This is a genomic window from Burkholderia sp. JPY481, from assembly GCF_038900515.1.
In the GTDB taxonomy this organism is placed as follows: domain Bacteria; phylum Pseudomonadota; class Gammaproteobacteria; order Burkholderiales; family Burkholderiaceae; genus Paraburkholderia; species Paraburkholderia youngii.
In genome coordinates this window covers 501,780-515,632 of the sequence record NZ_JAYMRT010000003.1, presented here as the reverse complement: position 1 = coordinate 515,632, position 13,853 = coordinate 501,780, and the positions used below count along the sequence as shown (strand labels likewise).

Below are 13,853 nucleotides of genomic sequence, written 5' to 3'. Positions count from 1 at the left end.
CGCACCTTTCAGGAGTCTTCCGATGGACGCTGAAACGCTGTTGTCACAAAGCCAGGACATTGCCTCGAAAATCACCCGCGTGCTGCAAAAGCGCACGCAAATCGCCCAGCAGCATCTGAACCAACGGGTCACCGAAACGCTGGGCCTCGATCACGATGGCGCGCCGACTGCAAGCGCGATGCCCGCGCCATTCGATCCGCTCAGCGCGTGGCAATACACGGTGGATGCCGCGCAGCGTTCGCTGCTGTTCTGGGACACGCTGTACCGGCGCGGCAACGAATTCGTCGAACGCAGCGTCAGCGGTCCGACGCCGGTGCTGCATTTCGAGTACGACATGCTGCTCGACGGGCGCACGTTCGAGCGGCCGGTCAACTATGCGCTGCTGCAACTTCGTCCGCTCGAAGGCGTGGGCGTCGACGTGCGCAAGCGCCCGTATCTGATCATCGATCCGCGCGCGGGGCACGGCCCCGGCATCGGCGGCTTCAAGGACGATTCGCAGGCGGGCATCGCGCTGCGCGCGGGCTATCCCGTCTACTTCGTGGGGTTCTTTCGCGACCCCGAACCCGGTCAAACTCTGCTCGACGTGTGCAACGCCGAGCAGCGCTTCGTGCGCAAGGTGCGCGCGCTGCATCCGGACAGTCCGAAGCCCGCGATCGTCGGCAATTGCCAGGGCGGCTGGGCGGCGATGATGCTCGCCAGCTCCGACCCCGAGGAGACCGGCCCGATCGTCATCAACGGTGCGCCGATGTCGTACTGGAGCGCGGCCTGGAGCGAAGGCGAGGGCGACAACCCGATGCGCTACTCGGGCGGCATGCTGGGCGGCGCCTGGCTCGCGTCGTACGCGGCGGATCTCGGCAACGGCAAGTTCGACGGCGCGTATCTGGTGCAGAACTTCGAGAACCTGAACCCGGCCAACACGTTCTGGGACAAGTACTACCACCTGTATTCGAACGTCGATACCGAACCGCCGCGCTTTCTGGAATTCGAGCGCTGGTGGGGCAGCTACTACCTGATGAATCGCGAGGAGATCGAATGGATCACGCGCAACCTGTTCGTCGGCAACAAGCTGTGGTCGGGCGATGTGACGAACAGCAGCGGCCAGGCATTTGATCTACGTGAAATCCGCTCGCCGATCGTCCTGTTCGCGTCGATGGGCGACAACATCACGCCACCTCAACAGGCGTTCAACTGGGTCGCGGACCTGTACGGCAGCACCGAGGAGATCAAGGCGCGCGGCCAGGTGATCGTCGGTCTGACGCACCAGAACATCGGGCATCTGGGCATTTTCGTGTCCGGCAAAGTCGCGAAGAAAGAGCACAAGCAGATCGTCTCCGTGCTAGAGACCATCGAAACGTTTCCGCCGGGACTCTACGGCATGACCATCAACGAGACCCGCAATGCGGCCGGAGAGATCGAGTACGAAGTGGAATTTCTTGAGCGGCGGCTCGAAGAGATTGCCGCGCGCTACAACCGCTTCGGCCGCATCGACGAAAAGCCGTTCGAAGCGGTCGCCGCGGTGTCCGATGTGAATCAGCGCATGTACGAACTGTTCGCGCAGCCGTTCGTGCAGGCGATGTCGAACGAAACGAGCGCCCGCATGCTGCGCCAGTTCCATCCGCTGCGCTGGCAGCGCTGGGCCGTTTCCGCGATGAACCCGTGGCTCGGCTGGCTGCCGGCGGCGGCGCAGTCGGTGCGTGAGAATCGTCAGCGGACCGGCGCGGATAACCCATGGAGCAAGCTCGAACGCAACGGCTCGCAAATGATCAGCGCGTCGCTCGACTATTACCGCGCGATGCGCGACGCGGCGACCGAGGCCGGCTTCTTCAGCGTGTACGCGAATCTGTATGCGACGTACCTGAGCAAGCCGGCCGCCGATGGCGCGCCCGCGCAGGCCGGCGCAATCGATCCGCGCGAGCTGCCGTTCGTACGCACCGCGTTGGAGGCGATCGGCGACGGCGGCTACACGGAGGCGCTCGCGCGCGCGGCCTTCCTGTTGTCGCGAAGGGGCGAGTCGTTGCCGCTCGCGCGCTACGAGCTGCGCAAGGAGATCGCCGAAAGCTACGCGGAGTATCTGCCGGACATCAGCAGCGATCACTGGCGGCGCATCCGGGGCGAGCAGGAAATCATCGTCAGCCTCGAACCGGACAAGGCGATTGCGACGCTGCCGAAGCTGCTTTCCCATAGCGAGGACCGGGAGCGCTTTCTGCAACTGCTCGACAAGCTGGCGAGTGACGAGCGCGTGCTGAACGCCTCGCCCGACGCCGCGCAAAAGGACGCGTTCGAACGCATCCGCGCGGTGCTGGGTTCGCGGGTGAACCGCAAGCGCGACGCGCGTTTGCCTGACCCCACGCGCATGTGAGCGAGCGGCGCGATGCGCAGCCGGACGCAAGCGTGACGCAACGGTAAGCACGGTGCCCGTAAGCCGGGCGCATCGCGCGTCGCGAATCTAACGCGTTGTACACACGAGGAATAAGCCGATGGAAAAGCACGCGAAGTATCAGCGCCTGATCGAGTTCTGCCAGACGCTGCCGGCGATGCCGACAGCGGTCGCGCACCCGTGCGACCAGAGTTCGCTGCAGGGCGCGGTCGAAGCGGCGAGCATGGGCCTGATCGAGCCGGTTCTGGTCGGGCCGCGCGTCCGTATCGAAGCGATCGCCGCCGAGCACGGCATCGACATCTCGGACTTCACGATCGTCGATGCACCGCATAGCCATGCCGCTGCCGCCGCAGCCGTGCAACTGGTGCGCGAAGGCAAGGCCGAGGCCATGATGAAGGGCAGCCTGCACACGGACGAGCTGATGGCCGAGGTGATTCGCCGTGACACCGGCCTGCGCACCGAGCGGCGCATCAGCCATTGCTTCGTGATGGACGTGCCCGCGTACGAGAACGCGCTGATCATCACCGACGCCGCGATCAACATCGCGCCGACGCTCGAAGAGAAGGTCGACATCCTGCAGAACGCGATCGATCTCGGCCACGCGCTGAAATTTGAAGAAGTCCGCGTGGCGATCCTGTCCGCGACCGAGAGCGTCAATCCGAAGATTCCATCGACAGTGGAAGCGGCGGCGCTGTGCAAGATGGTGGACCGCGGGCAGATCACCGGCGGTCTCGTCGACGGTCCGCTTGCACTCGACAACGCGATCAGCCTCGAAGCCATGCGCATCAAGAACATTGAATCGCGGGTGGCGGGACGCGCCAATGTACTGGTGGTGCCGGACCTCGAAGCGGGCAACATGCTGGCGAAAAGCCTGTCGTTTTTGGCCGGCGCTGACGCGGCGGGCATCGTGCTAGGCGCGCGCGTGCCGATCATTCTGACGAGCCGCGCGGATTCGCTGTCGACGCGTCTCGCGTCGTGCGCGGTCGCCGCACTGGTGGCGAAGGCAAGGCGCGAGGCCGCCAAGGTGGTCGGGTGATGCCATGTCGGATGTGATCCTCGTATTGAACGCAGGCTCGTCGAGCCTCAAGTTCCGGGCCTTCGACGCGCAACACGCGCAACTCGAGCTGATTCTGCGCGGCCAGATCGAAGCGCTTTACACGAACCCGCGTTTTCGCGCGACCGATCGCGACGGCAACGTCAGCTCGCACGAATGGGGCGACGGCCATCGCCTCGGCCATCAGGGCGCGATCGAATATCTGGGCGGCTTCTTGCGCGAGCACGGCAGCGGCAATCAACTGAAGGCGGTCGGGCATCGTGTCGTGCATGGCGGACAGCGCTTTACCGGCCCCGTCCTCGTGACCCCCGAGGTCATCGACCAGCTGGACAGCCTGAGCCCGCTCGCGCCGCTGCATCAGCCGCATAACCTCGCGCCGATCCGCATCCTTGCGCAACTGCGTCCCGACCTTCCACAGGTCGCGTGCTTCGACACCACGTTTCATCGCACGCAGACCGAGACCGCGCAGGCCTATGCGCTGCCCCCGTCGATTACCGACCACGGCGTGCGGCGCTACGGCTTTCACGGGCTTTCGTACGAATACATCGCGAGCGTGCTGCCGGAGATCGCACCGGACGCGGCGGCGGGGCGTACCGTGGTCGCGCATCTGGGCAACGGCGCGAGCATGTGCGGGATGGTCGCGGGCAAGAGCGTGGCCAGCACGATGGGCTTCACGGCGGTGGAAGGCCTGCCGATGGGCACGCGGTGCGGCAGCCTCGACCCCGGCGTGATTCTCTATCTGCTCGACGAGCTGAAGATGGATTCGCAGGCGATCGCGGACCTGCTTTACAAGGGCTCGGGGCTGCTCGGCCTGTCGGGCATCGGGGGCGACATGCGCGTGCTGCTCGACAGCGACGACCCGCGCGCGCGCTTTGCAATCGACGTCTACACCTACCGCATCGGGCGCGAACTCGGCAGTCTAGCCGCGGCGATGCAAGGTATCGACGCGCTGGTGCTGACGGCCGGCATCGGCGAGCACGCGGTCGAGATTCGCGAGCGCATCGTGCGCGACGCCGCGTGGCTCGGCGCCGAACTCGACGACGCGGCGAATCGGGCGAACGGGTCGCTGATCACTACACCTTCGAGCAAGCTGGCGGTGTGGGTCGTGCCCACCAACGAGGAACTGATGATTGCCCGTCATACGCGCGCTATCGCCCCATAGAGGAGTTTCATCATGTCTGTCGAGCAACCGCGTTTGATTCTCGAAGGAGCGAAGGCCCTCGTGACCGGCGTCGCCAACGAGCATTCGATTGCCTATGGATGCGCGAAGGCGTTTCGCGACCTCGGCGCGAGCGTCGCGCTCACCTATGCGAACGACAAGGCGCGCCCTTATGTGGAACCGATCGCCAAAGCGCTCGATGCCGAGATCTTCATGCCGCTCGACGTAACGGGCGAGAACGAAATGGAGGCCGTATTCGAGCGGATCGAGAAAACATGGGGGGAGCTCGACATTCTCGTTCACGCCGTTGCATGGGCGCCCAAAGCGGATCTGCAGGGCGGCTTGCTGCAATCGTCGCGCGAGGGCTTCCTGAGCGCGATCGACATCTCCTGCCATTCGTTCGTGCGGATGGCGCGCCTCGCCGCGCCGCTGATGAAAGACGGCGGCACCATGCTGACGATGAGCTACTACGGCGCGAACAAGGTGGTGCCGAACTACAACCTGATGGGCCCGGTCAAAGCGGCGCTCGAAGCCTGCGCGCGCTATCTGGCGTTCGAGCTCGGACCGAGAGGTATCCGCGTGCACGCGATTTCTCCCGGACCGCTGCAGACTCGCGCCGCTTCGGGCCTGAAGGATTTCGAGCTGCTGCTCAACGAAGCGGTGCAGCGCGCGCCGCTCGGCGAACTGGTCGACATCATGGACGTCGGCTATACCTGTGCGTTTCTGGCCACACCGTATGCGCGGCGCGTGTCCGGTTCCACCTTGTATATCGACGGCGGATTGAACATCGTTGCTTAGGGTCTGGAGGAGTAAGCATCATGGCTGAACTGTTTCTTGGAAACGTCGAGGAAAGCGTCTCCGACGAAGAGATCGGCGAGTTCCTGATTCGCTACGGATTCCCGCGCTTCAGCTCGATCCAGCGGGTGCCCGGCACGGGTTCGCGTCCGGGTGCGGTGGTCGTCTTCGACGACGTGCCCACGGACGGGCTGCGCATATTGCAAAGCCGCGTGCATAACCTGTTCTGGAAGAACCACACGATCGTCGCGCAGTTGCTGCCGGAGCGCGACGAGTCGTAACGGGCGACGGGAGCCGGAGATGGGTCTGTTGTCGTGGCTGACGAAGCGCAGCGCTGCCCAGGAGAGCGACGATCAGCAGGCGAACGAAATCATCGAGCGGATCGTCGGGCTCTCTCCGTCGTTGCGGCTCGCGCGCAACTATGCGTCGCGCCTGCGGCCCGCCGCGCAACACACGCTCGCCTATCTGGACCGGCTCGCCGATGAAGTGCCGCCCGCGCGCGAAGCGAGCGCGGCGGCGTGGGCGACCGACCCGTACATCCACGCCTTTTTCGCCACACCCGACGACGTCTGCCCGGTCTTCAACCGCTCCCACGAGCTGAATCAGTTCTTCAACGACCATCCCGTTGCCGACCCGGTATTCGCGGTGCTCGGCATGGCCTTCGATGAGCGGCGCGTTTTCGGCGTCGGCCAGCAAGGCGAGACGACTCAGACCGACCTCGCGCAGACGACCCTCAACTTCAGCGATCACCAGGTGCGCGTATGCGGCGAGTCCGAAGCCGCGTTGCGGCGTGAAATCGTGTTGCGGATCGTCGATCAGCTCGTGCTCGAGGGCCTCGCCAAGATCGAGGCCGAGACCTCGCGGCAGGACGAATTGCAACGCGAAAAGGCGCTGCTGAAAACGCGTCTGACGATTCTCGAACGGCAAGGGGCGGGCGTGCGCTCGTTGCTGGGCAGCGACGCGTCGTCGAACTACGCGGAGGTGGCGAAGCTACAGGCACAGATCGAAGAGAACGATCAGGCGCTGGCTGAGTTGGGCCTGAAGACCGAGGCGCTGGAGCGGCATCTCGACGTGATGTGCGGCGTACTGCAGGCGCCGGATGCGCATTTCTACGTGCGCAAGAGCAAATACCGGCTCGACCGGATGAACGTCGTCGTGGAAGACGGCGATACGCGGCCCGCGCACGAAATCGAGTTTCGCCTTGCGCATCTGCCGGCAAGTCCCAATGCGATGCGGGTGTTCTCGACGGTGCGTTTCCGACGCGCTGATTTTTCGCCGCCCCTCAGCGACCTCGCGCAAGCGCACCGCCTGATCTGACGCGAGCGATGCTCGCTATTTGCCGGCGACCGGTTCCACGGCGATGGCCACGGCCTCGGTATAGACCGCCTGCATCTGGTCGCCTTTCTTGATCCGCTTCAGTTGTTCAGGGTCCTGCACGACCAGATCCACCATGTTTCCTTGCGGGCCTTTCAGCGTGACCACGCCGCTCTGGCGATCGACCGCGATCACGTTAGCCATGATCGTGACCTGGCGCGAGGCCGAGCCGCCGGGTTTCGCGCCCGCCGGTGCGCGATCGAGCGTCTGGGTTTCGTTCGCCGTCAGCGGGGCGTTGCCTTTTTTCAGCATGAGGGTCAGTGCCTGCGAATACTCGGCCTTGACCACGTCGCCGACCTTGATCTGATCGAAATTGCGCGCTTCCTCGCCGACCACGACCTGCACGACCTTGCCCTTCGGGTCCTTGAGCAGGACGGTGCGCGTTTCCGGCTCGATGCCGACGACCGTCGAAGTGGTTTTGACCGTGCCCGACACGGTGACTCTGCCGGGCTCGCTCTTGACCGTGACCGGTGTCTCCGTCTGAGCGAACCCCGTATTCGCGACGCACACGAGCGCCGCCGCGATCATCAGTTTGCGGTTAATCATTCTGTTCCCCTAGCGTGATCAATTGACGGTGTAACCCCGGCCCGACATGCATGCGGCGAAAGCGCGATTGAACGTGTCCATCGCGCCCTGCGTTTGCGCCTGCGAATTTGCCGCGGCCGCGCGCCGGTTCTGCCGCGCGCGCGATCCGCCGACCATCGTGCCGGTCGCGGCGCCGATCGCCGCGCCCTTGCCGGCATCGCCCGCGATCGCGCCGATGATGGCGCCGCCGGCCGCGCCGCGCGCGGCGCCCTGCACGCGCTCGCCGCCTCCCACCGCGGGGCCGGAAGGCGGAGGCGGGGCGTTGGCGACCTGGGTCGGATCGATGCCGGTGTTGTTCTTTGCCCACCCATAGCAGGCCCCTTCGTCCTGCTGTTGTTGCTGCGGGCTTTGCCCTCTGGCCGGATACGCTATCGGCCTCGATTGCGCGATGCCTTCCAGCGATAGCGACGCCGTCAATGCGGCAATCAAGGCATATTTCGTCGATTTGTTCACGACAGCTCCTTGCGTGGGCACACGCGGGTGCGAGTCGCCGGCTGCCTGTTGGTTCAGGCGTGAGGGCGCAACCGGCACCCGTGAATGGGAATTCTGATGGGACCGGTTGCCGCGCGATGGATGCGCAGCAATGGCAGGTTCGCTTTCATCATGCTGTCGCGGGCCTGTCGCGCGCAATCGGACCAAGGTCGTATTTGCAAGATCGCTTGTGATTTCCAAACTGTATTCATGCAACAGGTGCAGGTCGTTTCCATTGCTTCGGAGAACTGTCTGTCAAAGATTATGGCCGTGGACTGCCGCGTAGCGATGCAGCCCGAGGCCGCTGACGAAGCGCAAGGGGAAGCATCGATGGACCGCGATTCGCGTGCGCATGCACGCACCATCCCGTTTGCAACGGCGCTCGACGAAGAGCCGAGGCGCGCGCGACGCGTCAGCCATGTGCTGGGCGCCGCGCTTCTGGCGTGCTGCGGCGCGTTCTCCGCTACGGTATCGCTGGCGCAGGCGCCGGCCGCGAACGCCCCGGCGAACGCGGTCAACGCGCCCATTCCCGCGGCGACGCTCGACAAGCTCGTCGGGCCGATCGCGCTGTATCCGGACGACCTGATCGCGATCATCCTGCCTGCGTCCACCTATCCGGTGGAAATCGTGCAGGCCGACCGGTTTCTCGATCAGTACAAGAACAACAAGTCGCTGAAACTCAACGACGCGTGGCACGATCCGGTGAAGGCGCTGTTGAATTACCCCGACATCGTCAAGAACATGAGCACCGATCTCGACTGGACGATCGATCTCGGCGAAGCCGTCGTCGCCGATCAGGGCTCGGTGCTCGAAGCGATTCAGCGCTTCCGGCGGCAAACGCAATCGGCGGGGCATCTGAAATCCGACGACAAGCAGGTCGTGGTCGTCGAGAAGGAAGTGATCAAGATCCAGCCGGCCGATCCGCAGGTGATCTACGTGCCGCAGTACAACCCGCAGACCGTCGTGGTGGCCAGTGCACCCGTGACCTACGCGTATGCGCCCACGCCATATCCGGCCTACTACTATCCGTACGCGCCCGGCGCCGCGCTCGCGACGGGGCTGATCTGGGGCGCGGCGATTACCGCCGCCTGGAACGGCGGGCACTATGAAACGCATTACGGGGGCGGCGGCAACAACAACATCAACATCAACCGCGAAAGAAACGTCGAGCGCGGCGATAGAACTGTTAACCGGGGCGACAGGAACGTCGAGCGCGGCAATATCAACAGCGGCAATGTCAACACCGGCGACATCAACCGCGGCGGTGGTCGCGGGCAGGGAGGCGGTACCTCCGCGTGGACCCCGGACAAGAAGCCGGGCCAGGTCAGCGGTATCTCGGATCGCTCGGCGCGCACGCAGCGGGTCGGCGATCCGCCGTCGCGCGGCGGCGGCGCGGGTGCTGGCGCGGGCGGTGGATTGGCAGGCGGCAACCGCGGTGGAGCGGGCGGCGTTGCCGGTGCGAACTTTGCCGGCGGCGGTGCCGGTGCTGGCGGCGGTGCCGGAGCCAACTTCTCCGGTGGCGGCGCTGGCGCGCAAGGGCGGCCGCAGCCGTCCCAGCGTCCGACCGCGTCGACGGGCGCACGCGGCGGCGATGCGTTCAGCGGCTACGGCTCGGCGCGCGACGCGCAAGCCAATAGCGCGCGCGGCGCGGCGAGCCGCCAGTCGGCGGCGCGTGGCGGCGGAGGCGGATACGCCGGTGGCGGTGGATTCGGCGGCGGTGGCGGCGGCGGATTTTCGGGCGGCGGGCGTGGTGGTGGCGGATTCTCGCCGCGGGCCGGTGGTGGCGGCCGCGGCGGCGGACGGCGATAAGGAGCAGCCATGAGCGGGCAGAGCATCACCGGAAAGCGCGCACGCGACGTTTCGCGGCGACGCGTGGCCTCATCGCGGCGGCTGTGCGCGATGGTGCTCGCGCTGTCGGTTCCGTTCGCGGCGTTCGCCGCAGGGCAGCGCACTTTCGCCACCCCGGAAGACGCAGTCGCCGCGCTGTCCAGCGCACTGAAGACCGACGACGAAGCGTCGCTCGTCGCGATCTTCGGCGAAACGCACAAGAGCCTCGTGGTCTCGCCGGATCAGGCAGAGAACGAGGCGAACTGGGCCAAGGCGAGCAAGGAGCTCGACGCCTATCACGTGCTCGACGACAGGGGACCGAACCGGCGGATTCTGCTGGTCGGCGACGAGGCGTGGCCGATGCCGATACCGATCGTCAAGGAGGGCGGCAGCTGGCGCTTCGCGACCGAAGAGGGCGAAGAAGAACTGATCAATCGACGGATCGGCTCCAACGAACTCGAAGCGATCAGGGTGCTGGAGGCTTATCTCGACGCGCAGCGCCAATATGCGTCGCGCGACCGGAACCACGACGGCCTGCACGAATACGCGCAGAAGCTGGCCAGCACGCCGGGCAAGCAGGACGGTCTCTACTGGCATACCGACGAAAACAGCGACGAAGAGGAGAGTCCGTTCGGCCCGCTCGTCGCGGCCAGCTCCGAATACCTGAAAGGCCACGCGGCGGGCGATCCTTACCGGGGCTACCAGTTCCACATCCTGACGCGGCAGGGCAAGAACGCGCCGGGCGGCGCGTTCAGCTACGTGATCAACGGCCACATGATCGCGGGGTTCGCGATGGTCGCTTATCCGGCGCAGTACGGCAAGAGCGGCGTGATGACCTTCGTGGTCAGCAACAATGGCGTGATCTACCAGAAGGACCGTGGCCCGCATGCGCCGCCGGTGACCGAATTCAACCCGGATCACACGTGGCAGCGCGTCAAGGGTTCGCTCTGATCCGCTCAGGGTCGGCGGTGGCCATGCCGGCGCCGCGCACCCGTGCTTCCGTCGGCTCCGCTTCCGTACTCGAGGCGCTACGTTGAACCACCCACCCAGCGTCACCGGCCTCGCGTCAGCCACGCCACCCGCGCGCGGGTGGCGCTCCGCGTTTCCTCCCGCGCAATGGCTGCGAAGCTATCAGCCGCGCTGGCTCGCGAAAGACGCGGTCGCCGGCGTGACGCTCGCGGCTTATGGCATTCCGGTATCGCTCGCGTATGCGTCGCTCGCCGGCTTGCCGCCGCAATACGGCATCTACGGCTATCTGGTCGGCGGCCTTTGTTACGCGCTGTTCGGTTCGTCGCGCCAGCTCGCGGTCGGCCCGACCTCGGCGATCTCGATGCTGGTCGGCGTGACGGTCGCGACGATGGCCGACGGCGATCCGGCGCGCTGGGCGTCGATCGCGGCGCTCACGTCGGTGCTGATCGCGTGCATGTGCGTGATCGGCTGGCTCCTGCGCCTGAGTTCGCTCGTCAGCTTCATCAGCGAGACGATCCTGCTCGGCTTCAAGGCGGGCGCCGCGCTGACGATCGCGATGACCCAGTTGCCGAAGCTGTTCGGCGTAAAAGGCGGCGGCGAATTTTTCTTCGAACGGATCGCCGTGCTGTGGGGGCAGCTTCCGCTGACCAACGTCAGCGTGTTCGCCTTCGGCCTCGTTTGCATCGCGTTGCTGCTGCTCGGCGAGAAGTTTCTGCCGGGGCGTCCGGTGGCGCTCGCCGTGGTCGCTGCGTCGATCGTCGCGTTGTCCGTCACGTCGCTGGGCAGCCGCGGCTTTACGCTGGTTGGCGCGCTCCCTCAGGGCTTGCCTGAATTCCGTCTGCCGGGGCTGCGGATCAGCGATGTCGACGGCATCATCCCGCTCTCGTTTGCGTGCCTGTTGCTCGCCTACGTCGAGAGCGTTTCGGCCGCGCGCGCGCTCGCGCAGGCACATGGCGACGAGATCGACGCCCGCCAGGAATTGCTCGGTCTCGGCGCGGCCAATCTGGCGGCGGGATTGTTCCAGGCGTTTCCGGTCGCGGGCGGGCTGTCGCAATCGTCGGTGAACGACAAGGCCGGCGCGAAAAGCCCGCTGGCGCTGGTCTTCGCGTCGCTGGCGATCGGCTTCTGTCTGATGTTCCTCACCGGACTGCTCGCGAATCTGCCCAACGTCGTGCTGGCGGCGATCGTGCTCGTGGCCGTGAAAGGCCTCGTCGATGTCCGCGAATTGCGTCATATGTGGCGCGTGAGCCGCTTCGAATTCGCGATTTCGATGGTGGCGTTCGCGGCGGTGCTGCTGTTGGGCATCCTGAAGGGCGTGATCGTCGCGGTGCTGGTGTCGATGCTGCTGATCATCCGCCGCGCCGCGCATCCGCATGTCGCGATGCTCGGGCGTATTCCCGGCACGCGCTATTTCTCCGATCTCGAACGTCATGCCGAAAACGAGACGATTGCGCATGTGCTGGCGGTGCGGGTCGAGGCGTCGCTGCTCTACTTCAACGTCGAGCACGTGCGCGAGACGATCTGGCGCATGATCCGCGCCGCGCCCGAGCCGGTGCGGCTCGTGATCTGCGATCTGTCGGCGTCACCGGTCGTCGATCTGGCGGGCGCGCGCATGCTCAAGGCGATGCACGTCGCGCTGCAGGCGGCGGGCACGGAGATGAAGATCGTCGGCGCTCACGCGGACGTGCGCGACTTGTTGCGCGCGGAGGGGCTCGAGGTTCGTGTCGGCCACATCAGCCGGCGCGGCTCGGTGGCCGACCTCGTCGACGCATTCCAGCAAAACGGCGATTTCGCGGACGAAGCGGGTCGCGGATGATTTCGAGGAGAAAACCAAATGTCACGTCAATTGCTTCCCGGCGCGTGCGCGCTCGCACACGACGCCGTCCACAGCCTCACGATCACGCAGTGGCTGACGGCGGCGGCGCTGCTCGCCAGCCCCGTCTTGTGCCATGCAGCGAACCTGAACTTTCTGAAGGACACGCCCGTCACCTACATGCACGAAGCCGACCGTAAAGCGCTCAACGATGCGGCGCAAAAGGCGCTCGATACGAAAAAGGATGGCGAATCGTACGAGTGGAGCAATGCGGGCACCGGCAATTCCGTTTCGATCAAGGGCACGGTGACGCCGCAGGATACGACGAAGGACGGCGATCGAACCTGCCGGACCGCGACGCTGACCGCGATTGCGAAAGGACAGACGCAAACCTGGACGCCGATCGTCTGCAAGACCGGCGATGGGCCATGGAAGGTACTGAAGAGATAAGCATCTGCGCGTCGCTCGATACGAACCATTTGCGCTGTTGATGCATAATTTGCCCAGCGTTTCGCGGCTCATGCACAAGGCAGACACATGGAACACTCTTACGCTAACGACGATACCGGCAATCTGATCCTGCTCGAACACGTCAACCTGAAAATCCCCAACCAGATTCTCGCGACCGCCTTCTACGTCACCGGCCTCGGGCTCACGCGCGATCCGTTCGTGATGACCGGGGTCGAGAATATGTGGATCAACATCGGCCGCTCGCAGATTCACTTGCCGCACGGGGCGGCGCAACGTTTGCGCGGCAGTGTCGGACTCGTGGTGGGCGAACTCGACGCGCTGGTGAAGCGTTTGCGTTCGGTCGAGCCGCTGCTCGCCGGCACCGGGTTCGGCTGGACGGAGCGCGCGGGCAGTGTCGAAGTGACGTGTCCATGGGGCAACCGCTACGAGTGCCTCGATCCCGTCAATCGATCCGCGTCGGCTCCGTGGTCGCAAATCGATCTGGGCATCGCGTTCGTGAAGATGGATGTGCCGGTCGGCAGCGCGTTGCCTATCGCGCGCTTTTACCGCGATATGTTCGATGCGCCCGTCGACATCGAAGAGAAGCATGGCTTGCACCGCGCGATCATCGACATCGGCACGCATCAGCAACTGCTGTATGCGGAAACGACCGGGCCCGTTCCTGAATACGACGGACACCACATCGCCATTTACACGGCGGCTTTTTCGGAGCCGTTCAGAAGGCTCGCCGAAAAAGGCCTCGTATATGGAGAGGAGCCGCATCAATACCGGTTTGCCGACCTCGTCGATCTGGCGTCCGGAGAGCGTTGCTTCAGGCTCGAGCACGAAGTGCGCAGCCTGCATCACCCGCTTTACGCGCGACCTCTGGTAAACCGCAATCCGGAACAGACCAACCGGAACTATCTGCAAGGGGCCGATTGGCGCGACGGGCGGTTCTGATCAGCTCCATGAGCGGTCT

Annotated in this window: 13 protein-coding genes; 11 read left to right on the top strand and 2 right to left on the bottom strand. The window is 65.2% G+C overall.

Annotated features, from left to right (window positions below):
• Positions 1 to 22: 22 nt before the first annotated feature.
• From VSR82_RS11785 to VSR82_RS11760, 6 genes are all read left to right on the top strand, one after another.
• Positions 23 to 2,359, top strand: a complete 2,337-nt coding sequence (locus VSR82_RS11785; protein ID WP_498857705.1) for a DUF3141 domain-containing protein — start codon at positions 23 to 25, stop codon at positions 2,357 to 2,359.
• Between the two features lie 118 nt (positions 2,360 to 2,477).
• Complete coding sequence (locus tag VSR82_RS11780) at positions 2,478 to 3,413, top strand: phosphate acetyltransferase (RefSeq protein WP_368581993.1); 936 nt, start codon at positions 2,478 to 2,480, stop codon at positions 3,411 to 3,413.
• 4 nt (positions 3,414 to 3,417) lie between these two features.
• Positions 3,418 to 4,593, top strand: coding sequence for an acetate/propionate family kinase (locus VSR82_RS11775; RefSeq protein ID WP_429456865.1), 1,176 nt, complete (start codon positions 3,418 to 3,420; stop codon positions 4,591 to 4,593).
• Between the two features lie 12 nt (positions 4,594 to 4,605).
• The gene (gene fabI / locus VSR82_RS11770) at positions 4,606 to 5,388 is read left to right on the top strand and encodes an enoyl-ACP reductase FabI (protein ID WP_368581991.1); all 783 of its coding nucleotides are present in this window, start codon (positions 4,606 to 4,608) and stop codon (positions 5,386 to 5,388) included.
• Between the two features lie 20 nt (positions 5,389 to 5,408).
• Positions 5,409 to 5,666 carry an RNA-binding protein gene (locus tag VSR82_RS11765; RefSeq protein ID WP_176107432.1) on the top strand — a complete coding sequence of 86 codons (258 nt, stop codon included), beginning with the start codon at positions 5,409 to 5,411 and terminating at the stop codon, positions 5,664 to 5,666.
• A gap of 19 nt (positions 5,667 to 5,685) precedes the next feature.
• A complete protein-coding gene (locus VSR82_RS11760) occupies positions 5,686 to 6,702 on the top strand; it encodes a hypothetical protein (protein ID WP_429456867.1) in 1,017 nt (338 codons plus the stop codon).
• Positions 6,703 to 6,717: 15 nt separating this feature from the next.
• On the opposite strand, the gene VSR82_RS11755 is transcribed toward VSR82_RS11760, so the two are convergent.
• Together VSR82_RS11755 and VSR82_RS11750 are read right to left on the bottom strand one after the other, a co-directional pair.
• The gene (locus VSR82_RS11755; protein WP_429456869.1) at positions 6,718 to 7,305 is read right to left on the bottom strand and encodes a hypothetical protein; all 588 of its coding nucleotides are present in this window, start codon (positions 7,303 to 7,305) and stop codon (positions 6,718 to 6,720) included.
• 18 nt (positions 7,306 to 7,323) lie between these two features.
• A complete protein-coding gene (locus tag VSR82_RS11750) occupies positions 7,324 to 7,797 on the bottom strand; it encodes a glycine zipper family protein (protein WP_368581988.1) in 474 nt (157 codons plus the stop codon).
• A gap of 282 nt (positions 7,798 to 8,079) precedes the next feature.
• Between VSR82_RS11750 and VSR82_RS11745 the strand changes: the two genes are divergently transcribed.
• The 5 genes from VSR82_RS11745 to VSR82_RS11725 all read left to right on the top strand — a co-directional run bounded on the left by VSR82_RS11745 (position 8,080) and on the right by VSR82_RS11725 (position 13,834).
• Entirely contained in the window at positions 8,080 to 9,624 is a 1,545-nt protein-coding gene (locus tag VSR82_RS11745; protein WP_498857711.1) for a DUF3300 domain-containing protein, read from the top strand.
• A 9-nt stretch (positions 9,625 to 9,633) separates the two neighbouring features.
• Positions 9,634 to 10,593, top strand: a complete 960-nt coding sequence (locus VSR82_RS11740) for a DUF2950 domain-containing protein (protein WP_368581986.1) — start codon at positions 9,634 to 9,636, stop codon at positions 10,591 to 10,593.
• 82 nt (positions 10,594 to 10,675) lie between these two features.
• Complete coding sequence (locus tag VSR82_RS11735) at positions 10,676 to 12,427, top strand: SulP family inorganic anion transporter (protein WP_368581985.1); 1,752 nt, start codon at positions 10,676 to 10,678, stop codon at positions 12,425 to 12,427.
• 18 nt (positions 12,428 to 12,445) lie between these two features.
• Positions 12,446 to 12,874 carry an RT0821/Lpp0805 family surface protein gene (locus tag VSR82_RS11730; RefSeq protein WP_368581984.1) on the top strand — a complete coding sequence of 143 codons (429 nt, stop codon included), beginning with the start codon at positions 12,446 to 12,448 and terminating at the stop codon, positions 12,872 to 12,874.
• Positions 12,875 to 12,961: 87 nt separating this feature from the next.
• Complete coding sequence (locus VSR82_RS11725) at positions 12,962 to 13,834, top strand: VOC family protein (RefSeq protein ID WP_410849763.1); 873 nt, start codon at positions 12,962 to 12,964, stop codon at positions 13,832 to 13,834.
• The last annotated feature ends 19 nt before the right edge of the window (positions 13,835 to 13,853 follow it).

Coding starts and splice junctions, on each gene's coding strand:
- VSR82_RS11785 (WP_498857705.1), top strand. CDS start 23: ATGGACGCTGAAACGCTGTTGTCACAAAGCCAGGACATTGCCTCGAAA.
- VSR82_RS11780 (WP_368581993.1), top strand. CDS start 2,478: ATGGAAAAGCACGCGAAGTATCAGCGCCTGATCGAGTTCTGCCAGACG.
- VSR82_RS11775 (WP_429456865.1), top strand. CDS start 3,418: ATGTCGGATGTGATCCTCGTATTGAACGCAGGCTCGTCGAGCCTCAAG.
- fabI (WP_368581991.1), top strand. CDS start 4,606: ATGTCTGTCGAGCAACCGCGTTTGATTCTCGAAGGAGCGAAGGCCCTC.
- VSR82_RS11765 (WP_176107432.1), top strand. CDS start 5,409: ATGGCTGAACTGTTTCTTGGAAACGTCGAGGAAAGCGTCTCCGACGAA.
- VSR82_RS11760 (WP_429456867.1), top strand. CDS start 5,686: ATGGGTCTGTTGTCGTGGCTGACGAAGCGCAGCGCTGCCCAGGAGAGC.
- VSR82_RS11755 (WP_429456869.1), bottom strand. CDS start 7,305: ATGATTAACCGCAAACTGATGATCGCGGCGGCGCTCGTGTGCGTCGCG.
- VSR82_RS11745 (WP_498857711.1), top strand. CDS start 8,080: ATGGCCGTGGACTGCCGCGTAGCGATGCAGCCCGAGGCCGCTGACGAA.
- VSR82_RS11740 (WP_368581986.1), top strand. CDS start 9,634: ATGAGCGGGCAGAGCATCACCGGAAAGCGCGCACGCGACGTTTCGCGG.
- VSR82_RS11730 (WP_368581984.1), top strand. CDS start 12,446: ATGTCACGTCAATTGCTTCCCGGCGCGTGCGCGCTCGCACACGACGCC.
- VSR82_RS11725 (WP_410849763.1), top strand. CDS start 12,962: ATGGAACACTCTTACGCTAACGACGATACCGGCAATCTGATCCTGCTC.